The organism is Pseudoalteromonas sp. SR44-5 (assembly GCF_014163675.1).
GTDB classification, from domain to species: Bacteria; Pseudomonadota; Gammaproteobacteria; order Enterobacterales; family Alteromonadaceae; genus Pseudoalteromonas; species Pseudoalteromonas rhizosphaerae.
In genome coordinates this window covers 14,890-36,578 of sequence record NZ_JACJDT010000033.1, presented here as the reverse complement: position 1 = coordinate 36,578, position 21,689 = coordinate 14,890, and the positions used below count along the sequence as shown (strand labels likewise).

The window sequence follows — 21,689 nt, the reverse complement described above, 5'->3', positions numbered from 1 at the left end:
CTCCTAATTTAAAAATTTCCAGCTTCAGGCTCTTCACCGTCTTCGCTTCCTTGAATACCTTGGAAGTTAACAGCACGAGCAGGAACTACGGTAGAAATCGCATGTTTATACACCATTTGATTCACGGTGTTTTCTAGTAAAATAACAAATTGATCAAATGACTGGATCTTACCTTGTAGTTTGATGCCATTAACCAAAAAGATTGATACTGGAATACGCTCACGACGTAGCGCATTCAAAAATGGGTCTTGTAACGATTGGCCTTTTGCCATGTTATTTTCCTTCGTTCTAGGTGTTATTATAATTAAGTGGCTGAACTCATTTAACAAAGCTAAAAAATTTCAACTACTACTAGCTTAGCGAACTTACAACACGTTGCAAGTTTTCTTCATCACCCGTTGTTAACCACGTTACATCGGGCCAACCTCTTAGCCACGTCAATTGACGCTTAGCAAGCTGTCGTGTTGCTGCAATACCGCGAAAGACCATTTCATCGTAATCAATCTCGCCAGCAATGTAATCCCACATTTGTCTATAACCCACGCAACGAATGGAAGGTAAGTTAGGGTGTAAATCCTTACGTTGATATAGGGATGAAACTTCATTTTCAAACCCCTGCTCAAGCATTATTTTAAACCTTTGTTCAATTCGCTGGTGTAAATCGGCGCGATCATCAGGCGCAATAGCAAATTGATGAAAAGTATACGGTAAACTCGGCTGCTTACTTTTTTGTAATTCAGTCATTGTTTTACCCGTTAATCGGTAAACTTCAAGGGCGCGGTTAATACGTTGCGAGTCATTCTCGCTCATTTTTTGTGCCGCTTGCGGATCAATTATCTCAAGCTCTTTATAAAGTGCCGGCCAGCCATGTTGCTTGGCTTGTTGCTCAAGCTCTGCTCGTACTACCGGGCATGCTTCAGGTAATGGCGATAATCCATCAATTAATGCTTTAAAGTACATCATTGTACCACCAACTAATACAGGCACTTTACCTTGTTGGTGAAATTGGTCAATCTTTTCAATTGCATCACGACGAAAATCAGCTACTGAGTAACTTTCGCTAGGGTCGATTAGATCAATTAAATGGTGTGGCGCAAGCGCTAACTCATGTTGATCTGGTTTTGCCGTACCTATGTTCATATCTTTATACACTAAGGCTGAATCGACGCTGATTATTTCAGTTTTTAAATGTTGGCATAAGGCGATTGCTAATGCAGTTTTGCCTGCAGCGGTTGGGCCCATTAAAAAAATGACCGGTAAATTACTCAACTCGATAACCTTAATCTAACTGTGCTAAAAAATAACTTAAATCTATTTTAACTGCTTTTGCAGATAAACGCTGGATTGTTTGCGGATTATTTTGCATTCGCGTAACCGCCAAGGCAAAAGCTTGGCTGGCAAAAAAGCGCTCGGGCACTTGGCTAAGCTGCCAGTTTAGCCATTGCTCCACACTATTAAGCTCAGCCTTAGTGGCTTTTAATAGCGCATCTACGGCTTGGCTCACATCAAGCAGATACAAACTCTGTGGCAACTTTTTAACCATCACAAATTGCTTTTCAATCAATAACTCAAAGCCCAGCAAGGTAAACCATGATTGTTGCTGTGTTAAGCTTTGGCTGTCTTCTTTACTGATATTAACTCGCACAGGCAATAGTAAGGCTTTTCCTTCTAAGCTGCCTTGCTCAGCAATAAGCTCAAGCCAATCATTGACTAATAAATATTTAAAGTGTGAGCAATATAATTGCTGTTGCAGGCTAAATACACAACCGCCATCACTTTGTACCAGCAACGGCTGCGCACTTTGCGTCTGTAACAATGGTGCTACTTCTTGAGTAACGCCAATAGGTTGATCAAAATGGCTGGCGTGTTGCTCATTGACCCCTTGATAAAACGCACTCACATCTTGATGATTTGTCCGGCTCGCTTGCTTACTTCGCTCGCTTGAACCTGTATATCCACCACCACTAGGTGCTGGATTAGCACCGTAGCGAGCTTGCTCCGCTGGTTGTAAGTGCGACTTAGGATAATCAAACAAACTGCCTGCTGTATTGCTGGAGTGAGAGGGTGTTGCTGTATGCGCTGCTTTAGCATCGCTGTGTTGCGAATCAACATGCTGAGTAACACCAGCAAACTCATCTTGAAGCGGCACCACGACTTGTTTAATTGCCTGCAGAATAAAATCATGCACTAAGCGACCTTGATGAAAACGCACTTCGTGTTTCGCAGGATGCACGTTTACATCCACTTGACGCGGATCAATGTCGATATAAATAACAAAGCCCGGTAGCTCTTCTTGGCCTGCGACTTCTTCGAACGCTTGGCGAATGGCATGAGAAATAAGCTTATCGCGCATCATACGATTATTTACATAGGTATATTGCGTAGTATTACTCGAGCCAACTGGTAGCACCCAACCATGTAGCTGCAAGCCTGTATCGCCTGACTCAATATATAACCCCTGCTCAGCAAAGGCTTTACCTGCAACCTGAGCGACCCGAGCAATAGCCTGTGCAGGGTCGGTTTTAGCACGATATTGACGCACTACTTTATCGTTATGTGTGAGGGTAATTGACACATCAAAACGGCTCAGGGCAATACGCTTTATTAACTCATCAATGTGAGTAAATTCGGTTTTTTCGGTGCGTAAAAATTTACGTCTAGCGGGCGTATTAAAAAATAAGTCTTTAACTTCAATGGTGGTGCCGTCAGGGTGAGCAGTGGGTTTAATCTGCACCGCCATATCTCGCCCCTGTGCAAATGCTTGCCAAGCCGCCTCTTGCTGTTTGGTTTTTGAGCTAAGTGTCAAACGCGATACCGAACTAATAGACGCCAATGCTTCGCCGCGAAAGCCCAAAGAACAAATATTTTCTAAATCATCAAGGGACTTTAATTTACTAGTAGCATGACGAGAAAGCGCCAACGTGAGCTCGTCTTTATCAATGCCTGAGCCGTTATCACGAATGCGAATAAGCTTATGACCGCCGCGCTCAATATCAATTTGAATACGTGTTGCGCCTGCATCTAGGCTATTTTCAACGAGTTCTTTGACCACAGATGCGGGTCTCTCAACCACTTCGCCCGCAGCAATTTGGTTAGCTAATCGCGCGGGTAATATTTCAATGCTCATACTGATCCTAACGATTTTAACTTTGCGGAATGTCTAACTCTTGACCAATAAACAAGGTATTAGATTTTAATTGATTGACTTGCTTAAGCTTACCTACTGATACCCCATAGCGACTAGCTAACAAACTTAACGACTCACCAGGGCGAACTTTATGTTTAGTGGGATATTGCGATTTTAACGACGCAAACAGCGAATCATCCGGAGGATTTTTCAGATAATAGCTTTTGATAGAAGTAAATATTGCTTTCGCTAAGCGCTCTTGGTGATTAGCACTTTTTAATAGTTTTTCTTCTCGCGGGTTTGAAATAAACCCAGTTTCGACCAAAATAGATGGAATATCTGGTGACTTTAATACCGCTAGGCTAGCCGCTTGCGGCTCTTTTTTATGTAACTTAGCGACCTTTTTAAGCTCATGAACCATGCCTTCAGCAACGCTGAAACCGGTTTTCATCGAATGATCCATCGACATATCCAACAGCGCCTGCGCCAAGTACTTTTCACTGGCCGTGTCTTTAATCACTCCAGCAGCACCACCGAGTAGCTCTGAATGTTTTTCTTTATCTTCTATCCATTTACCAATTTCTGAATTAGCACGACGAAGTGATAACACCCAAACAGAGGCGCCATTTGGTTGCGGGCTAGTAAATGCATCCGCATGAATTGAAACTAAAAAGTCAGCCTTTTTCTGCCTTGCACGGCTAGTGCGGGTATTAAGTTTGACAAAGTAATCTCCACTTCGCACCATTCGCGAAATCATCCCGCGCTCGGCATCAATCATCCGCTCTAAGCGTTTGGCGATTTGTAGTGTGATATCTTTTTCATAAGTACCAGAAGGACCAATTGACCCAGGGTCTTCGCCGCCATGGCCTGCATCAATAGCAATAATAATATCGCGTTGTTGATTAAGCTCACGCTTTTTAACCCCAGTATTACTCGTTGCAGCTACTGGCTCTGCTTGATTTTTGTCATATAAGTCGACCACTAAACGATTTTTATAAGGTCCCGTTGGCGCCAATGCAAAAATCACCGGTTTAACGGCCCCTGTAAGCTCAAAAACAAATCGTACCCCCTGGCTGCTTTTCGCTTTCGAGTAACGTAGTTTACTGACGATTTGATGCTTACTGGGAATAGTTGGTAGGTCTTTTATTTTATCTGTATTTTCTAAATCGACCACTAAGCGCAGTGGATTTTTTAGCATAAAATAACTGAAGTCGGGCTTATCCGTTAAGTCGAATACTACCCGCGTACTATCTGGCGATGGCCACACCCGTACACTATTGATAGTATTTTGTGCATAGAGATTAGCACTGATTGCTAACAGCAAAAAAGCACCCATCCACTTTATGACAACTCGACTCATCGTTATCTTCACACCCTTGTTATTTGTTGTTATTCACTATGGTTTTTGAGTTTATCCACGATACTGTGACCACGCGGGCTAATACTTTGGATCTCAATTGCTCGTGCATCGCCGACATAACGTAAAGTAATATCTAAGTCTGGTGTTGGGATAAACTCGCCGCCTTTTTCAGGCCATTCCACCACACAAATAGCTGTTGGCGAAAAATAATCTCGAATACCCATGTATTCTAATTCTTCTGGGTCGCCTAAACGATATAAATCAAAATGATAAACATTGGCCGTTGCCAACTCATAAGGCTCCACCAGCGTATAAGTTGGACTCTTAACTTTGCCTTGATGACCAAAGCCTTGGATCACACCACGTGTTAAGGTGGTTTTGCCTGCTCCCAAATCACCGTGTAAGTAAATAACTGCCCCTTGCTCCATTAGCATAGCAAGTTGATTGCCCATTTTAACCGTTGCAGCTTCATCAGCGAGTTGAAAACCAACACAGTGCGTCATTCTAACCTCATGGATAGTATTAAAAACGATAACTTGTTAATCATACCAGATTATTTTGCTAAGGCGAGAATCGACACTTATAGACACAAAAAAACCGGCAAAGTTGCCGGTTTTTTTTGTAATTAGGATTATAGACCTAATTTTTTCTCAAGATAGTGGATGTTAGTACCACCATTTTGGAAGTTTTCATCCGCTAAGATGCGCTTATGTAATGACGTATTAGTTTTAATACCGTCAATCACAAGCTCATTCAATGCGTTACGTGCACGGGCAATTGCTACATTACGGTTTTCACCGTAAGTAATTAATTTACCGATCATTGAATCATAGTGTGGTGGCACTGTGTAGTCAGCATAAATATGGCTGTCCCAACGAATACCTAAACCACCTGCTGGGTGGAAACGCGTAATTTTTCCCGGTGACGGGATAAACGTTTCAGGGTCTTCAGCATTAATACGACACTCAATTGCATGACCACGGATAACGACATCGTCTTGCGTGAATGATAGTGGTTGGCCCGCTGCAATTTTTAACTGCTCTTTGATCAAATCAACACCGGTAACCATTTCTGTCACTGGATGCTCAACCTGAATACGAGTGTTCATTTCAATGAAATAGAACTCACCATTTTCGTATAAGAACTCAAATGTACCCGCACCACGATAACCGATTTCGATACATGCACGCGTACAACGCTCACCGATAAACTTACGCACTTCAGCAGTAATACCTGGTGCTGGCGCTTCTTCGACTACTTTTTGATGACGACGTTGCATAGAACAATCACGTTCACCTAAGTGAACAGCATTACCTTGCCCGTCAGCCAATACTTGAACTTCGATATGACGTGGGTTTTCAAGGAATTTTTCCATGTAAACCATGCTATTACCAAAGAACTGTTTTGCTTCTTGTTGCGTTAAAGCGATTGAGTCAATTAACTCAGCTTCACTGCGAACAACCCGCATACCACGACCACCACCGCCACCAGCGGCTTTGATGATCACTGGGTAACCGATACGTTTAGCGATTTGCATGTTGCGGTCTTTATCATCCGATACCGGACCATCTGAACCTGGTACACATGGTACGCCAGCTTTACGCATTGCTTCGATTGCAGATACTTTATCGCCCATTAGACGAATCGTGTCGCCGCGCGGACCAATAAACACAAAACCACTTTGTTCAACTTGATCAGCAAAATCAGCGTTTTCTGCAAGGAAACCATAACCCGGGTGGATAGCAACTGCATCGGTTACTTCAGCTGCCGCAATAATGCGCGGAATGTCTAAGTAACTTTCAGTGGCAGAAGGTCTACCAATACATATTGTTTCATCTGCAAGCAATACATGCTTAAGATCGCGATCCGCCGTTGAATGCACAGCAACCGTTTTGATCCCAAGCTCTTTGCAGGCGCGCAATATACGAAGTGCAATTTCACCTCGGTTTGCAATGACTACTTTATCTAACATTAGAGTTGGCCTTTTAGGTTGCGCTATTATTCAATGATGAATAAAGGTTGATCAAATTCTACTGGCTCGCCATTTTCAACTAAAATCGCTTTCACTGTGCCCGCTTTATCTGACTCAATTTGGTTCATCATTTTCATCGCTTCGATGATGCAAAGCGTATCACCTACTTTAACTTGTGAACCCACTTCTACATATGAAGGCGCTTCAGGAGAAGCTGCTTTATAGAAAGAACCTACCATTGGCGATAATACTTGATGGCCAGTAGGACCGGCAGGTGCTGCCGCTTCTACGTTTGCAGCAGGTGCAGCTGTAGGGGCTGGAGCCGGTGCTGGAGCGTACTGTGGTGCATAATGTGGAGCGTAAGCAGGACCTGCACTCATATTATTACGATTGATACGTACTGATTCTTCACCTTCGGTGATTTCTAATTCAGCAATACCTGATTCTTCTACTAGTTCAATTAGTTTTTTGATCTTGCGAATATCCATGAACGACCCGCCTGTTAGTTTGTTAGTTTAAAATTAATTCGAGTTTTGCAACCGATTGACAGCAGCTTCAAGTGCTGCGCGATAACCCATTGCGCCTAATCCACATATCACGCCCTGCGCCACATCAGAAAAATATGAATGATGACGAAACGCTTCCCGCGTGTGCACATTAGTTAAGTGCACTTCAAAAAACGGGATATCAACAGCCAGTAACGCATCACGTAAAGCCACGCTTGTATGCGTAAATGCCGCTGGGTTGATAATAATGTAATCAATGACCTGCCATGCACTATGTATGTGCTCAATTAAAGCTTGCTCACTATTACTTTGAAAATGCGTTAGCTCAACATCTAGACCATGCGCAAACTCAGTTAGTTCGCTCATAATCTCACTCAGTGTTTGTAAACCGTATTTTTCTGGTTCACGCTTACCCAGCATGTTTAAGTTAGGGCCATTTATAACTAAAAGTTTAAATTTTGCAGCCATAATACGCGATAATCCTATAAATAATGAGTTAAGCCATTTTGATTAGAAATCCCCGCAAAATGTAGAGGGGAAAAACTAAAATAGCAAGTATTTCTCACGTTAACCACCTATTATAGCCAGTTCGATGTAAATAGCAGCAAAATACTGGTCTAATCACTAGTAGCCACCACAAAAACAAAAACGCCACTCATATAAAGTGGCGTTTAAAATAGCGGTGCGAAAAATGTTTATTTAGCGCTATTTCTCACTTTTGCTAAATGCTCAGCAAAGTCCTTGGCATTTAAAAAGCCCGTCACACGCTGTGCTGCAAGCTCTTCACCTTGTGTATCAAAAAACAAAATACTGGGTAAACCAAATACCGAAAACTCTTCCATTACAGCAATTGTTTTATCATCACTTTCGGTCAAATCAATTTTTAACAACTCAAAGTTTGCAAACTCACCTTGTACTTTAGCGTCAGGAAAAGTGTATTTCTCGAACTCTTTACACGCAACACACCAATCTGCATATAAATCGACCATCACTAAACGACCATCACTGTTTGCATCATTTATTGCTTGTTTGAGCTCAGCTAAGTCAGCAACTAATTTAAAGCCGCGCTCTTGTTGCTCGCCATTTGCGGCACTAACAACTTGCGCTGTTGGCCATATATAGTTTTTAGTTAAGCTCACACCGCTAACAACTAATAACGTTGCAACAAACCACAATGCAGTTTTTAACTTACCTTGTGTTTGAGCGCTCTGCCAATGATGTAAATACAAGGCCGTTGCTAATGCTAATAAGCCCGCCATAAGTAATATGATGTCTGCATCGACAATACGTTCAAGCAAGATCAATGGCACTACCAGCATGATAAAACCAAACAGGGTTTTAACTTGTTCCATCCAGCCGCCTGCTTTTGGCAATAATTTACCGCCAGAGGTGCCTAATAACAGCAGCGGAATACCCATCCCTAAACTCAGCACATACAAAGTTAAGCCGCCAACTAAATAATCGCCGCTTTGCGCAACAAACAATAGCGCAGCTGATAACGGTGCGGTGGTACAAGGTGAAGCAATTAAACCCGATAAAACCCCCATTAAAAACACGCCAATGTAGTTGCCGCCTTTTTGATTATTACTTACTTGTGTGAGCTTATTCATCATGCCGCTAGGGAGCTTTATTTCGTACCAACCAAACATCGACATAGCGAGTAAAACGAATAATAAACTGAAACTAATCAATACATATGGGTGCTGCAAATAACCTTGCACTTGACCACCAAGTGATGCAACCACAAGGCCCAGCGCCGCATACGTAACGGCCATACCCTGCACATAAACAAAAGAAAGCGCAAAAGCTTTTTTAGTGGAAAGATTTTTTTGTCCTGCAATTAGGCTCGACAAAATAGGAAACATCGGAAATACACATGGCGTAAATGCCAAGCCAATACCGACCAAAAAGAAAATCGCTAAGTTCGCTAACAAACCTTGCGAGGCCAGTTTTTCAGTAAAGTTTAATTCTTTTTCTAAGTCATCTTCTTGCGTTACAACATCTTCTGTAGCAGCCGCTGATTCAGCGCTAAGCGCAGCTAATGCATTGCCTGCTGTTGCATTATCAGTTGCAGGGATTTCACCGGCAATCATACTCAATGGAATGGTGATGATTTCTGGCGGGTAACATAGCCCTGCTTCAGCACAGCCTTGATAACGTACTTTAATTACGCCACCTTCAGCTATATTACTTAGCTTGCTGATCACACTCAGTGAATCAAAAAACACTGCTGTTTTGCCAAAGAACTCATCTTCAATGATCACGCCTTTACCAAGATCAGGCACTTCAATATCAGCACCTTTACCAATAATTTCTAGCTTCTTTTTATATAGGTAATAACCTGGCGCAATATCCCAACCAATAAAAAGAGTGCTGCCTTGCTGATCAAAATCAAATGAAAATGCCTGATCAACAGGTAAAAATGTTTGCTCTGCGGGCTGCAGCAAATCACTTAATAAATTATTAGTTGCAGCCTGTGCTGGCATTAACGACAGCGCACAAAGCAATAAAAGAAAACAACGCATTAATTAAGTACCTCATCCATCCAATTAAAATAGGCTAAATTGCCAGTGGCCACATCAATAACCTGTATTTCAGGAATTTCATAACTATGTAATTGCTTGATAGTTTGAATCAATTCATTCATTTTTTCTGACTTTGTTTTAATTAATAATTTACACTCGGTTGCATAAGCAACCTCTCCTTGCCACATATAAACAGATTCCACATTTGGAAGAATGTTCACACACGCAGCTAATTTAAGCTTAACTAATTGCTCAGCCATGGAGCGTGCCTCACTTACATCTGCGCAAGTGGTAAAAATAAGTCGAAAATGAGTCGTCATATTGAACCTTTGATTGATTGCTCTGCCCAATGCCATAGTAGCTGATAGCTAAGGCAAAGTGTAGTTAACCTAAACTGCGGATAATAAATCGCTTAATCAGAGTTCAGGCTATTTAGCCAACACAGCTTTACCACTAGCCTTGAAAAAAGACCTGATAACCCATATTTATATTTCATCAACTCAACTGAGTGATCACTATTTAGAGAGCCTTATGTTTAGATTTTTGTTTTTATTATTTATTCTCGTGCCAATTATTGAAATTGCGTTGTTAATTCAAGTAGCTGATGTAATTGGTGGATTCGCCACTATTGCACTGGTTATTGTAACCGCAATATTCGGCGCAAAATTAGTTAGAACACAAGGTATGGGCGCACTGCAAAATGTGCAAACACAAATGGCGCAAGGGCAAATGCCAGCCAAAGAATTATTTACCGGTTTATGTGTGATTATCGCCGGCATATTATTGCTAACTCCAGGCATTATGACCGACGTATTCGGTTTTTTATTATTGACCCCGGCCATTCGCAATAAACTAGCTGCAGGCCTTGCTAGTCAAGCAACGGTGCGTATGAGTGCAGGCATGCAACAAGGTCCAACAGCATTTAATCAGCACACTCATGCAGAGCCAGAACCTCGCAAAATGAGTGAGCCGACCACTATTGATGGTGAGTACGAGAGAAAAGATTAAAAATTTTAATTTTTATCACTTGGGTTTTGAAGCAATACCCCCATTACTGAGTACAACTAAATCAATTGCCTTGAACCACAGGGTTTAATGCAAACTGGTACATATAAAGCTTTTTTCTGTCCTGTTCAGAAACTGTTAGGAGAACTAAATAAAATGAACATTCGTCCTTTACATGATCGCGTGATCGTTGAGCGCCTAGAAGAAGAAACCAAATCTGCTGGCGGTATTGTATTAACTGGTTCTGCGGCTGAGAAATCAACCCGCGGTAAAGTTATTGCAGTGGGTAATGGCCGTACTCTAGATAACGGTGATGTGAGAGCATTAGAAGTTAAAGTCGGTGACACTGTGTTATTCGGCTCATATGTTGAAAAAGCTGAAAAGATCGAAGGTCAAGAGTACCTGATCATGCGTGAAGACAATATTTTAGGCATTGTAGGCTAAAGCTACTTTTCGTTTAACAAACATTCAGAATTCAGAGGAAATTAATCATGGCAGCAAAAGAAGTACTTTTTGCAGGTGACGCACGCGCTAAAATGCTAGCTGGCGTAAACATCTTAGCAAACGCAGTTCGTGTAACTTTAGGTCCTAAAGGCCGTAACGTAATCCTAGACAAATCATTTGGCTCTCCAGTGATCACTAAAGATGGTGTATCAGTGGCAAAAGAAATCGAACTTGAAGACAAGTTTGAAAATATGGGCGCACAAATGGTTAAAGAAGTTGCATCTAAAGCAAACGATGCAGCCGGTGACGGTACAACTACTGCAACAGTATTAGCACAGTCAATTGTAAACGAAGGCTTAAAAGCGGTTGCTGCGGGCATGAACCCAATGGACCTTAAGCGCGGTATTGATAAAGCAATCATCGCAGCTGTTGCTGAGCTAAAAGAACTTTCAGTACCATGTGCCGATGCAAAAGCAATCGCTCAAGTGGGTACTATTTCAGCTAACTCTGATAAAGAAATTGGCGACATCATTGCAGAAGCAATGGAAAAAGTAGGCCGTAATTCAGGTGTAATCACTGTTGAAGAAGGTCAATCACTTGAAAACGAACTAGATGTTGTTGAAGGCATGCAGTTTGACCGTGGTTACTTATCTCCATACTTCATCAACAACGCAGAAAAAGGCGCTGTTGAATTAGATAACCCATTTATTCTACTTGTAGATAAAAAAATCTCTAATATTCGTGAGTTGCTACCTACATTAGAAGCCGTTGCTAAAGCAAGCAAACCATTACTTATCATTGCTGAAGACCTTGAAGGCGAAGCACTAGCTACTCTAGTTGTTAACAACATGCGCGGTATCGTTAAAGTATCAGCAGTTAAAGCACCTGGTTTTGGCGACCGTCGTAAAGCAATGCTACAAGATATCGCAGTATTAACTGGTGGTACGGTTATCTCTGAAGAAATCGGCCTGGAACTTGAAAAAGCAACAGTTGAAGATTTAGGTACTGCAAAGCGCGTAGTTATCACTAAAGATGATACAACTATCATCGATGGTGCAGGCGAAGAAGCTGGCATCAACGGTCGCGTTGCGCAAATCAAAGCACAAATCGAAGAAGCAACATCAGACTACGATAAAGAGAAACTACAAGAGCGCATGGCTAAACTTGCCGGCGGTGTTGCGGTAATCAAAGTAGGTGCTGCTACTGAAATCGAAATGAAAGAGAAAAAAGACCGCGTTGAAGATGCACTTCATGCAACTCGCGCTGCGGTTGAAGAAGGCGTAGTGCCTGGTGGTGGTGTTGCACTAGTACGTGCAGCAAGCAAACTTGTTGATTTAGTTGGTGACAACGAAGATCAAAGCCACGGTATCAAAGTAGCACTACGTGCTATGGAAGCACCACTTCGTCAAATCGTTACCAACGCAGGTGACGAAGCGTCTGTTGTTATTAACGCAGTTAAAGGCGGCACGGGTAACTTCGGTTACAACGCAGCAACTGGCGAATACAACGACATGATTGAAATGGGTATCCTAGATCCAACAAAAGTAACGCGCTCTGCACTACAATTTGCAGGCTCGATTGCTGGCCTTATGATCACCACTGAAGCAATGGTAGCTGAAATCCCAAAGGATGAAGCTGGCGGCGCTGATATGGGAGGCATGGGCGGCATGGGTGGTATGGGCGGGATGATGTAAATAGAGTTTTAACTCTATTAATGTAGCTCTAACCATTTAAACGAAAGCCCGAATAGCAATATTCGGGCTTTTTTATTACTCCTTATTAATATCTAATACTTTTAATATGCCTTAATTGTGGGCTAAGCAAAAGCTATCTTTCATCCAAACCTAATGTCTGCTTTAAGCCTCTTTAACACGTTACATAGCCCATCTTTAAATAGTGTGGACATCCATCCACATCAACTCAATATGAAAGAGGTGACACTATGTATCAAACTACAATTTATAGGAAAAAGGAATCTTGGAATAAAAATAAGCTTGTTGGTCAAAAGATCCCATTTAAACTTCAGTAAATCTGGGCTATTCGTATTCGCCTACAGCTAGCGAGTAATGTTAGAGACGTAGCGCTATTTAACCTAGCTATTGACAGCAAGTTAAGAGGTTGTGACCTAGTTTATCTGAGGCTACTTGACATTGCTCATGGACTAAGTGTGCAATCCAGAGCTATGGTAGTTCAACAAAAGACCGGGCAACCGGTAAAGTTTGAAATGACGAAAAACAAACGTGAATCTATCTCACAGTTAATTCAACACGACCAATTGACGTCAATAGGTAACTGGTTTAAATGTGTTTATTAATCAGAGAGCTTTCATTAATCATTAATACAAATTCAGACTGTTCACCTAATTTGTAATCGAACACTACTAGCTGCTTTGTACCTCGAAAATCTGCTACTCCAATCCATACACCAAGTAGTTCATTGGTCATTTTGTCATCTAAGACATTTAGCCTTTCCTTATATCGTTCTGTGAATTCTCTGACAGTTGAATTGCCCATCTTTTTATCAAGCTGATATGTTGCCGTGAGTATGGGGTTATTTTGGTCATCGATATACATTTCAAGGACTTCAAATGAGTCACTAGCATTTTTCACCCTGCACTTACAAAGTGCTGTCGAGCAATAAATTGGTTTCTGTTTTAATAATACCCTGAATTAATCGTATTTCACCCAGCAACCGGTTCAATGATGGCAAAGTATCAGTGCGGATTTCAGCAATAAGATCCCAATGGCCACTAGTATGGTGTATCACCACCACTTGCGGATAAGCATGCAGTTTTTTAATCACTTTAGCTTCATCTTTTGCTTCTAACGAAATATTCATTAACAAGCGAATTGGTTCTAACTCAACCTCAGGTTTTAACTTAATGGTATAACCTAAAATCACCCCCACTTGTTCGAGCCTATCGAGCCGGTTTTGGACAGTAGCCCGAGATACATTCAATTCTTTTGCCAAGGTAACAACCGAGGTACGTGCGTTGTGCCTAAGTAAGGAAATCAACCGTTTATCTTTATCATCTAACTTACTGTCCACATCACTAACCTTACAAAAAGAAAATAAAACCTAACAATATGTACATTAATGCATTCCAATTGTACAGCTTATTGGCTATTAATTGGCTAAACCAAGTGCTAAATTAGTGATATTGATAGCAAGAGAAACGAGAAATACATGACTTTATTTTTAGATGTGAACACCTTAGCAAAATTAATCAACCAAGTAGGTTTATCTCACTTTATGCAAAATTTGCTTGGCTATATGCAAGCAGACTTTAAACAATGGCCCCAATTTGATAAATCAGCACGTACCGCAGCGCACAGCGATGTTGGCGTGATAGAGCTGATGCCTATTGCCAATAATCATCAATTTGGCTTTAAATACGTCAACGGTCATCCTAATAACCCACTCACTGGTCATTCAACCGTGATGGCGTTTGGTGCGTTATCTGATGTTGCAACAGGTTACCCAATCCTACTGAGCGAATTAACCTTAGCGACGGCAGTGCGCACAGCGGTAACATCAGTAATGGCCGCAAAAGCACTCGCCAATCCTCAGTCCCGTAAAATGGCGATGATAGGTTGTGGTGCGCAAAGTGAATTTCAAGCTATCGCTTTTCATTGTTTGATGGGCATAGACGAAGTGCGAATTTTCGATATTGATGACATGGCAATGAACAAAGTGGAGCAACACTTAAAACAGTATCCGAACTTAACTGTCACTCGGTGTAACAGCAGCCAAGAATGTACCCAAGATGTTGATATTATAACAACCGTCACTGCTGACAAACACCTTGCAACAATTCTAACCCTCGACATGATCCAAGCTGGTATACACATCAATGGTGTAGGTGGTGACTGCCCAGGTAAAACCGAAATCAGCGCCGATGTACTTTATGCGGGTAAAATATTTGTAGAGCACGAACCACAAACGCGCGTTGAAGGCGATATTCAACAACTCCCCGCCGATCATCCGGTTCATCCATTATGGCAAGTGATTACAGGAAAAGCATCTGGGCGCGAAAGCGCTGCGCAAATAACTATTTTTGATTCGGTTGGCTTTGCCCTCGAAGATTTTTCAATGCTTCGCTACCTTTATGATTTAGCGAAGAAACAGCAGCTAGGTCAATACATAGAACTCGTACCCACATTAGCGGATCCGAAAGATTTATTTGCATTAACAACCCAAGAGCATTAACTTACAACGAGCGAATTTTCGCTTAATATAGAGATTTATGATGAAATTAAACGCGTTAGCACTACTTATTTTAGCACTACATGCAACTCACCTTTTTGCCGCGCAAATAGATAACGAAACAGTGATGGATCGTTTCATTCGTTATGTAAAAATAGATACCGAATCTGACGATACCAGCACAACAGTGCCAACTTCAACCAATCAGTTAGTTTTTGCCTCCCAATTATCCCAAGAGCTCACACAACTGGGGGTAAAAAATGTCCGCTTGAATGAATTTGGTTTTGTTTATGCAATATTACCCGCTAATACACCAAACAACATAGACGTTCAGCCCTTTGGTTTGATCGCCCATTTAGATACTTCGCCCGGCATTTCAGGCAAAAATGTAACACCCATTGTGCATCGAAATTATCAAGGAGAGGATTTAATTTTACCTGCAGATCCGAGCCAAATCATTACCGTGGCTGCCAATCCTGTACTCAATACTTTAATCGGTGACGATATTATTACTGCTGATGGCACAACATTGTTGGGCTCCGATGATAAATCAGGCATTGCTGCAATCATGACTTTAGTCGCACGCTTACAGAAAAATCCTGATATAAAACATGGTGATATTGCAATTGCCTTCACGCCAGATGAAGAAACCAGCATGGGAATTGCAAAGTTTGATGTCGCCAACTTTGGTGCAAGCGTAGCCTATACGGTCGATGGTGGTGCCATTGGTAATATCACTAATGAAACATGGAACGCCAGAGAGGTACAAATTGAGTTTTTAGGCCAAAATGCTCATACAGGGAAAGCAAAAGGAAGCATGATCAACGCAGGATATGCCGCAAGTAGTTTTATTACTCGTTTACCCAAAACGCAGCACGCTGAACAAACCGAAGGGAGCACTGGATTCATTCACTTAGATAAAGCTGAACTCAGGGTCCCAAAGGCAACTTTAGAAATCTTATTACGCGATTTTAGCCTCACTGAGTTAGATAAAAAATCGGCTCTAATCCATGATTTAGTAGCACAAACAAAAATTGAATTTCCTGATACACAGATAAAAGTGAAGATCACTGACAATTACCAAAATATGTATGAGGTTATTAAACAACACCCATATTTAATTGATAACGCCATACTTGCGGCAAAGCGCGCTGGCGTGACAGCACAAAAAACCGCAGCGCGTTGGGGTACTGACGGGTCAAGTTTGTCATTTATGGGATTACCCTGTCCAGATATTTTCACCGGCGGCCATAATTTTCATAGCAAATTAGAGTTTAATAGCCGTAAAGGATTAGAAAGCACTGCTGAAACTCTGTTTCAATTAAGTCAAGTATTTGTTCAACAAGCAAAAACTCTCACTCAATAAGCGACCTAAACTCAGCATCAGTAAGAGTAACTATAACTATTACATCAAGGCGCGTGAAAGAAAACGATCAACGTCAGAGAAAAATGTAGGGATTTCAAATGTCTGAAAAGAAACCAGCACCAAATCCTCTGGAAACTAGGCACTTAAAAGGCGAGGCATCAAAGCCTAAAAACTAACGCAGTTAACAAATAACTACTGATGTGTTGATTTTTAACAGCAATTTTAACCTTAATTTTAGTCGTGAGTTGGCGGGGGTATAAAGTGGTGTGTACTTGTTTTTCAGTGTAACTAATTTAATAAAAACAGATAGATAAACTGTATATGGGCGGCATGATGTAAGAGAATTAAAATTCTATTACGATAAAGTTCTAACCACTTAAACGAAAGCCCGAATAGCAATGTTCGGGCTTTTTTTTATTAATTTTTTTATCACTAAACTTGAACTGTGTGCGTATCATGCGCATAATGTGAAGATAGAATGATTAGAGTGTTGATAATGAATATTACTTTAGGTAAAGAATTCGAGCGAAGAATTACTGAGAAGGTATCTGATGGTTTATATACCTCAGCAAGTGAAGTGATCCGTGATGGATTAAGAATGTTATTTGAAAAAGATGTTGCTAAAAACAAGCAACTCGAAATATTACGAGAAGAAGTAGCTAAAGGTTTTGAACAATTGGCTGCTGGTGAATCATCAAACCACAGCATAATGGATATCTTTGAACAAGCCTCCCTTGCAGTAGATAACCTGAACTCTGGATAACGGATATGCGAATAAAACATATAATCCTTTAATTTTCAAATATATAAAAACAATTCTTGCGATTACTGACATATTATCGTTATCAATGTCATAAGTTTTGAATGAATCAAGGCAAGTTTGTGTACCTAATAGCTGGCTATTAGTAGCAAACTTAACGCTGATACGAGCAAAAATCGTGGCATTGACGTATATAGCTTATCCAGAGTTCAGGTTAGATAGTAAGTCTACAAGTAAGAATACCAATGTCGAACTATAGTTATCTCCTTTAGCCGAAGAGGATTTATTCAAAATAATTTCAACAACTATTGAGTCTTGGGGAAGTACACAGGCAAAAGTTTATTCTCAAAGCATAGATGCTGCCTTAATAAAACTTGCACAATACCCTGATTTCGGTAGAGAAAGAAATGAAGTTTACAATGGTGCCAAAAGCTTTCCTGTAGACAAGCATATCGTGTTCTATCAAGCCAGTGATAACGGTATTGATGTTGCTCGTATTCTTCATCAACGTATGGATCCATCAAAACATTTCTAAGCATATTTTGGTAAAATTATTCTTATCGCTGAAGTCATGTAATCTCATATAGTTAATTGATTTTTAATTCGTTTTTACATATATGAGATGTCAGGGGTATAAAGTGGGGTATCACTACCAATACCCATGTAACTATTTCAATAAAAACAAGTAGATATTTATCCGATGGGCGGCACGATGTAATTCATCTCCTAACCATCTAGCTCAATTAAAAAACCAGCTTCGGCTGGGTTTTTAGCATTATGGGCAAAGATAAAATAGCGGATATAACTTGCAAATAAAATGACTCCAGCGTATTGCAGTGCTTTTTAACTGTATGCCAAAACCATACTCAGAGTTAATTTTATTTATAAGCCATAATTAAGGATAGTAAGATGAATAAAAAGCCTGAACTGATCATCTCGTCACTCGATGCTGATAGATTGTATGATTTAATGGAATCATTACCAGCAGGAAGCTTTGCTGGCGAAAAAGAACTTGAAGCCGAACTTGGCCGCGCAACAATCGTTGAGCCAAAAGATGTGCCTTCGACAGTGGTTACTATGAACTCAACGGTAAACTTTATTGTTGAATCAACTAAAGAAGAATTCACTAAGACCTTAGTGTATCCAAAAAATGCTGATGCAAGTGCTGATAAAATATCAATTTTAGCCCCTGTTGGTAGCGCCTTACTTGGTCTATCGCAAGGTGATGAAATTGAATGGCCAAAACCAAGTGGCGGTCTCATAAAAGTAAAAATAAAAGCAATCACTTATCAGCCAGAACGAGCCGGTGAGTTACATCGATAATATTTATGTTATTAAAAACCCAGTGAAAGCTGGGTTTTGTTTTTAAAGATAATAAGTTTAAAACCTAGCGCCAGCCACACGTAAGTTCAGATTTATCGGGAAAAGCTTTCTGACTGAAGTCAGACCTACGGATAAATCTAGCACCGCACTTAACGTACCAGTCTTTTGTCCTCGGGTTATATTTTCTTATATGCTAAAAAGCATCTTTAAGCACTGCATTATTTCAAGGTTAGGACAATGACAAACATAAAACAGCATATAGGTAGCATGGCATTAGTTGTAGGGAATTATGATGATGCGATTGCATTTTACACTCAAAAACTGGGGTTTGATTTAATCGAAGATACTGATCAGGGTAATGGCAAACGCTGGGTATTAGTATCACCACCTAACTCTAATGGCACTAATTTATTACTCGCACAAGCAAGTACTCAACAGCAGTTAGAGGCTGTGGGCAACCAAACTGGGGGCCGAGTGTTTTTATTTTTACATACCAATGACTTTTGGCGAGATTATGAATTAATGCAAAAAAATGGCGTTAACTTTAATGAACAGCCCCGCGTAGAAGAATACGGCACCGTTGTGGTATTTGAAGATTTGTATGGTAATAAATGGGACTTACTACAATTAAATTAAAAGCAGTCTGTGAGAGGTCACTTATCGCGATAAATCACAACCTACTAGCGCTTAATACGGAACCTCTGGTTGACTTGATATTGTTCAATTAACCCTCATTAACTAACTATTAGTAACCATATTAAAAACAAATGGATTTATTAAACAAAGTTAGCATTGAAACATTATTAGTTCACCTTGGTGTAGTGACGTTATTGTTACTGGTGATATTGTGGTCAATGGTAAAAATAGTTGTGTGGGGTAAAACCATGTCACGAGGGGCTTTTTTATTTTTGTCGTTCTTTGCGCTTATTTCGTTATTCCCTATTCCACCCCCCGCAATTTGAGAATGTACAAAAAGCCAAACAAGAGCAACGTAAACGCAAAGAAGACTCCGGCGATCCACCAGAAGAGGACGAAGGTGAAGCATCGCGCTGAGATTCTCAGCTAACGATGCTTGAAAAACACTATCAATGAATCACATTATTGCTGACTAATTTGATATAAACGCTGTGCTTGGCTATTTGAATCTTTGCTGACGCTACGAAATTCTTCAGCATCACTGGCATTTTGCACAGAGATCTCACGAATTCGCTCTGCCAAGTTTTTCACATTTTCGGTTACTTGTGATTGCTCTTCAGTCGCTACAGCAATGCTTGATGAACGCTCTTTAATATCATTAAACGCGGTAACAATACTTTCATACTGTGCACGTGTTGTTGCTGAGCGCTCGTTCACTACTTCAGAGTATTCACGGCATTGCCCAATAACGTTAACCCCTCTACTAGCGGCTTCTTGCAATTGGCTGATCATGGTTTCAATCTCGCCAGCCGATTGCTGAGTACGATGTGCCAAGGTTCTAACTTCATCAGCCACTACCGCGAAACCACGTCCTGATTCACCTGCTCGAGCGGCTTCAATGGCAGCATTAAGCGCAAGTAGATTAGTTTGTTCTGAAATATTCATGATCACATCAAGCACCGAGCCCACTTGTTTTGAGTCTTGTGCAATCCGTGAAATGGCATCTGATGATTCCGTTAATTTATCAAATAATAACTGGATTGATTCGGCATTCTTCTCAATAACATCAAAACCAGAATTCACTAAATCAGCTGATTGCGTAGTAATATCTGCAACGCTCAAAACATCTTGTGAGGCTGATGAGGCTGCTATCGACATTTCATGAATTGCCTCAGCCAACATGTTGTTTTCTTCCATCAACTCTTGGGTACGAATTTGGCTGTTATTACTTAAGGTATCCATCGCTTCAGCGTTGTTTTTAACCGCAGCGGCTTCTGCTTGGATCTGTTCTAAAATCTTAATCAGATGATCGCCATAATCATTAATCGCTTCGCATAAGTGGCTCATTTCATCACTTCCGCGCACCGCCAGTTTTGAATTCGTGCGACCTTGCACCAACATTCTAACTTGCTCTGTGGTGGTGTTAATTTGCTGCACCAGGCGATTACCAAAAATCAGTAATACTGATACAAAAGCGAGAATAAGGGCGATAAATGAACTGTATAAATAATAAGTGAGGGTGTTAACGGTTTTCTTGGCAATTGCGGCAGGAATAATAACCCCGGAGCGCCAATTTTGCTCTGCCAATGAGTAAGTTACTAAAATAGATTGGTCATTATTAACCACACCACTGGCAAATTCAGCAACAGTTGTATTACTGTTTTGCAAGGCGCTGACCAACGGCTTTAAGCTACTGTCTTTACTGGCAACCTGAGTAAGGCTCATCATTGCTAAATTAGTATTGCGTATCGATGGAATCGATACCAGTTGCTCGGCGCTATCTAAAATAAAGTTATAGGTGCCCGTAGCATTGTTCTCTGCGATCAATGAGCTTTCGATAGATGCCAGTTCAACGTCTAAAGTGGCAACCCCCCAAAATTGGTTATCACGGATTATTTTCACGGAACAGGTAACCATCGGTACATTCGATACCGTGTCTACATAAGCTTCGGACCAAACGCACTCACCCCGATTAGCGTTAATGGCATTTTTATACCAGGTTTCTTGTTGATACGCGCTGCTGTCGGGCTGGTTATAATCATCTAAAAGTTTATATTGGCCATTACCTGTTTTCGCCCAGAAAAGAGATGCCTTTGCTGCTGAAGGCAGCATTTTATTCGGCTCAGGCCAAATACCACCACCCGCAATACCTTTGCCACTTGCAATCAAAGGAGCAATATTTTCAATAAAGGCCGCTTGCTGCAATGGCAAAGTCTCGGCTACCACGGCTAAGCTTTGCGTTAAGGTGGCACTTTTAGCTAAATCTTTTGCTAACGATTCGCCGATCACCTTTGCTTGTAATTTTGCGCTGGATATAGCGTCATTTTTAATGATTGGCGTAACAACTAGCTGCATTATTCCTGACAGAATAATTAAAGCAAACAACAGCAGCAGAAAACTCCCTAGGTACATTTTTTTTTGTATCAACATCTTCTTTTTACCTCAGTAGTAAATAATAG

General features: G+C 40.9%; 22 protein-coding genes and 1 pseudogene. 10 read left to right on the top strand and 13 right to left on the bottom strand.

The window, feature by feature from the left end; translation table 11 throughout:
- Positions 1–8: 8 nt before the first annotated feature.
- The 10 genes from hfq to cutA form a co-directional block, all read right to left on the bottom strand.
- Positions 9–272 carry an RNA chaperone Hfq gene (hfq, locus tag H5154_RS16020; protein WP_064668197.1) on the bottom strand — a complete coding sequence of 88 codons (264 nt, stop codon included), beginning with the start codon at positions 270–272 and terminating at the stop codon, positions 9–11.
- Positions 273–351: 79 nt separating this feature from the next.
- A complete protein-coding gene (gene miaA, locus H5154_RS16015; RefSeq protein ID WP_149980497.1) occupies positions 352–1,269 on the bottom strand; it encodes a tRNA (adenosine(37)-N6)-dimethylallyltransferase MiaA in 918 nt (305 codons plus the stop codon).
- A 10-nt stretch (positions 1,270–1,279) separates the two neighbouring features.
- Positions 1,280–3,127: a DNA mismatch repair endonuclease MutL gene (gene mutL / locus H5154_RS16010; RefSeq protein ID WP_182718928.1), complete on the bottom strand. Its 1,848-nt coding sequence runs from the start codon at positions 3,125–3,127 to the stop codon at positions 1,280–1,282.
- 16 nt (positions 3,128–3,143) lie between these two features.
- Positions 3,144–4,487, bottom strand: coding sequence for an N-acetylmuramoyl-L-alanine amidase (locus tag H5154_RS16005; RefSeq protein WP_182718927.1), 1,344 nt, complete (start codon positions 4,485–4,487; stop codon positions 3,144–3,146).
- A 29-nt stretch (positions 4,488–4,516) separates the two neighbouring features.
- Positions 4,517–4,990 (bottom strand): tRNA (adenosine(37)-N6)-threonylcarbamoyltransferase complex ATPase subunit type 1 TsaE, encoded by a 474-nt coding sequence (tsaE, locus tag H5154_RS16000; RefSeq protein ID WP_145238089.1) that lies wholly within the window; start codon positions 4,988–4,990, stop codon positions 4,517–4,519.
- A 128-nt stretch (positions 4,991–5,118) separates the two neighbouring features.
- A complete protein-coding gene (gene accC, locus H5154_RS15995; protein ID WP_145238085.1) occupies positions 5,119–6,459 on the bottom strand; it encodes an acetyl-CoA carboxylase biotin carboxylase subunit in 1,341 nt (446 codons plus the stop codon).
- Between the two features lie 26 nt (positions 6,460–6,485).
- Positions 6,486–6,947: an acetyl-CoA carboxylase biotin carboxyl carrier protein gene (gene accB, locus H5154_RS15990; RefSeq protein WP_182718926.1), complete on the bottom strand. Its 462-nt coding sequence runs from the start codon at positions 6,945–6,947 to the stop codon at positions 6,486–6,488.
- A gap of 33 nt (positions 6,948–6,980) precedes the next feature.
- Positions 6,981–7,433, bottom strand: a complete 453-nt coding sequence (gene aroQ / locus H5154_RS15985; protein ID WP_145238079.1) for a type II 3-dehydroquinate dehydratase — start codon at positions 7,431–7,433, stop codon at positions 6,981–6,983.
- Between the two features lie 227 nt (positions 7,434–7,660).
- On the bottom strand, positions 7,661–9,490 hold the full coding sequence (locus tag H5154_RS15980; RefSeq protein WP_182718925.1) for a protein-disulfide reductase DsbD: 1,830 nt from the start codon (positions 9,488–9,490) through the stop codon (positions 7,661–7,663).
- On the bottom strand, positions 9,490–9,810 hold the full coding sequence (cutA, locus tag H5154_RS15975) for a divalent-cation tolerance protein CutA (protein ID WP_145238073.1): 321 nt from the start codon (positions 9,808–9,810) through the stop codon (positions 9,490–9,492). The genes H5154_RS15980 and cutA overlap by 1 nt, the downstream gene beginning before the upstream one ends.
- Before the next feature lie 211 nt (positions 9,811–10,021).
- Here cutA and H5154_RS15970 point away from each other — a divergent pair, with 211 nt between their 5' ends.
- The 3 genes from H5154_RS15970 (at position 10,022) to groL (ending at position 12,633) form a co-directional block, all read left to right on the top strand.
- The gene (locus H5154_RS15970; protein ID WP_182718924.1) at positions 10,022–10,498 is read left to right on the top strand and encodes an FxsA family protein; all 477 of its coding nucleotides are present in this window, start codon (positions 10,022–10,024) and stop codon (positions 10,496–10,498) included.
- A 153-nt stretch (positions 10,499–10,651) separates the two neighbouring features.
- Positions 10,652–10,939, top strand: a complete 288-nt coding sequence (locus tag H5154_RS15965) for a co-chaperone GroES (protein ID WP_145238066.1) — start codon at positions 10,652–10,654, stop codon at positions 10,937–10,939.
- A 47-nt stretch (positions 10,940–10,986) separates the two neighbouring features.
- A complete protein-coding gene (gene groL, locus H5154_RS15960; protein WP_145238063.1) occupies positions 10,987–12,633 on the top strand; it encodes a chaperonin GroEL in 1,647 nt (548 codons plus the stop codon).
- 603 nt (positions 12,634–13,236) lie between these two features.
- Here the strand turns inward: groL and H5154_RS15955 are convergent.
- On the bottom strand, positions 13,237–13,548 hold the full coding sequence (locus H5154_RS15955; RefSeq protein ID WP_182718923.1) for a hypothetical protein: 312 nt from the start codon (positions 13,546–13,548) through the stop codon (positions 13,237–13,239).
- Between the two features lie 7 nt (positions 13,549–13,555).
- Positions 13,556–13,987: an Lrp/AsnC family transcriptional regulator gene (locus tag H5154_RS24055; RefSeq protein ID WP_182718922.1), complete on the bottom strand. Its 432-nt coding sequence runs from the start codon at positions 13,985–13,987 to the stop codon at positions 13,556–13,558.
- Positions 13,988–14,125: 138 nt separating this feature from the next.
- Here H5154_RS24055 and H5154_RS15945 point away from each other — a divergent pair, with 138 nt between their 5' ends.
- The 7 genes and pseudogenes from H5154_RS15945 to H5154_RS23715 all read left to right on the top strand — a co-directional run bounded on the left by H5154_RS15945 (position 14,126) and on the right by H5154_RS23715 (position 19,647).
- The gene (locus tag H5154_RS15945) at positions 14,126–15,148 is read left to right on the top strand and encodes an ornithine cyclodeaminase (RefSeq protein WP_182718921.1); all 1,023 of its coding nucleotides are present in this window, start codon (positions 14,126–14,128) and stop codon (positions 15,146–15,148) included.
- A 37-nt stretch (positions 15,149–15,185) separates the two neighbouring features.
- The gene (gene pepT, locus H5154_RS15940) at positions 15,186–16,511 is read left to right on the top strand and encodes a peptidase T (RefSeq protein ID WP_182718920.1); all 1,326 of its coding nucleotides are present in this window, start codon (positions 15,186–15,188) and stop codon (positions 16,509–16,511) included.
- A 478-nt stretch (positions 16,512–16,989) separates the two neighbouring features.
- Entirely contained in the window at positions 16,990–17,274 is a 285-nt protein-coding gene (locus H5154_RS15935; protein ID WP_259398530.1) for a type II toxin-antitoxin system ParD family antitoxin, read from the top strand.
- Positions 17,275–17,542: 268 nt separating this feature from the next.
- A pseudogene (locus H5154_RS15930) lies at positions 17,543–17,806 on the top strand (type II toxin-antitoxin system RelE/ParE family toxin); the annotation flags it as partial.
- Positions 17,807–18,180: 374 nt separating this feature from the next.
- On the top strand, positions 18,181–18,594 hold the full coding sequence (rnk, locus tag H5154_RS15925; RefSeq protein WP_182718918.1) for a nucleoside diphosphate kinase regulator: 414 nt from the start codon (positions 18,181–18,183) through the stop codon (positions 18,592–18,594).
- Between the two features lie 237 nt (positions 18,595–18,831).
- The gene (locus H5154_RS15920) at positions 18,832–19,230 is read left to right on the top strand and encodes a VOC family protein (RefSeq protein WP_149980488.1); all 399 of its coding nucleotides are present in this window, start codon (positions 18,832–18,834) and stop codon (positions 19,228–19,230) included.
- Positions 19,231–19,512: 282 nt separating this feature from the next.
- Complete coding sequence (locus tag H5154_RS23715) at positions 19,513–19,647, top strand: hypothetical protein (protein ID WP_259398529.1); 135 nt, start codon at positions 19,513–19,515, stop codon at positions 19,645–19,647.
- 45 nt (positions 19,648–19,692) lie between these two features.
- Here H5154_RS23715 and H5154_RS15915 read toward each other — a convergent pair whose 3' ends face one another.
- Positions 19,693–21,585, bottom strand: a complete 1,893-nt coding sequence (locus H5154_RS15915; RefSeq protein ID WP_259398528.1) for a methyl-accepting chemotaxis protein — start codon at positions 21,583–21,585, stop codon at positions 19,693–19,695.
- Between the last annotated feature and the right edge of the window lie 104 nt (positions 21,586–21,689).

Coding starts and splice junctions, on each gene's coding strand:
- mutL (WP_182718928.1), bottom strand. CDS start 3,127: ATGAGCATTGAAATATTACCCGCGCGATTAGCTAACCAAATTGCTGCG.
- H5154_RS15920 (WP_149980488.1), top strand. CDS start 18,832: ATGACAAACATAAAACAGCATATAGGTAGCATGGCATTAGTTGTAGGG.
- H5154_RS15945 (WP_182718921.1), top strand. CDS start 14,126: ATGACTTTATTTTTAGATGTGAACACCTTAGCAAAATTAATCAACCAA.
- tsaE (WP_145238089.1), bottom strand. CDS start 4,990: ATGACGCACTGTGTTGGTTTTCAACTCGCTGATGAAGCTGCAACGGTT.
- H5154_RS16005 (WP_182718927.1), bottom strand. CDS start 4,487: ATGAGTCGAGTTGTCATAAAGTGGATGGGTGCTTTTTTGCTGTTAGCA.
- cutA (WP_145238073.1), bottom strand. CDS start 9,810: ATGACGACTCATTTTCGACTTATTTTTACCACTTGCGCAGATGTAAGT.
- H5154_RS15935 (WP_259398530.1), top strand. CDS start 16,990: ATGATTAGAGTGTTGATAATGAATATTACTTTAGGTAAAGAATTCGAG.
- H5154_RS15965 (WP_145238066.1), top strand. CDS start 10,652: ATGAACATTCGTCCTTTACATGATCGCGTGATCGTTGAGCGCCTAGAA.
- H5154_RS15980 (WP_182718925.1), bottom strand. CDS start 9,490: ATGCGTTGTTTTCTTTTATTGCTTTGTGCGCTGTCGTTAATGCCAGCA.
- pepT (WP_182718920.1), top strand. CDS start 15,186: ATGATGAAATTAAACGCGTTAGCACTACTTATTTTAGCACTACATGCA.
- H5154_RS15915 (WP_259398528.1), bottom strand. CDS start 21,585: ATGCAGCTAGTTGTTACGCCAATCATTAAAAATGACGCTATATCCAGC.
- groL (WP_145238063.1), top strand. CDS start 10,987: ATGGCAGCAAAAGAAGTACTTTTTGCAGGTGACGCACGCGCTAAAATG.
- H5154_RS15970 (WP_182718924.1), top strand. CDS start 10,022: ATGTTTAGATTTTTGTTTTTATTATTTATTCTCGTGCCAATTATTGAA.
- aroQ (WP_145238079.1), bottom strand. CDS start 7,433: ATGGCTGCAAAATTTAAACTTTTAGTTATAAATGGCCCTAACTTAAAC.
- accC (WP_145238085.1), bottom strand. CDS start 6,459: ATGTTAGATAAAGTAGTCATTGCAAACCGAGGTGAAATTGCACTTCGT.
- rnk (WP_182718918.1), top strand. CDS start 18,181: ATGAATAAAAAGCCTGAACTGATCATCTCGTCACTCGATGCTGATAGA.
- hfq (WP_064668197.1), bottom strand. CDS start 272: ATGGCAAAAGGCCAATCGTTACAAGACCCATTTTTGAATGCGCTACGT.
- accB (WP_182718926.1), bottom strand. CDS start 6,947: ATGGATATTCGCAAGATCAAAAAACTAATTGAACTAGTAGAAGAATCA.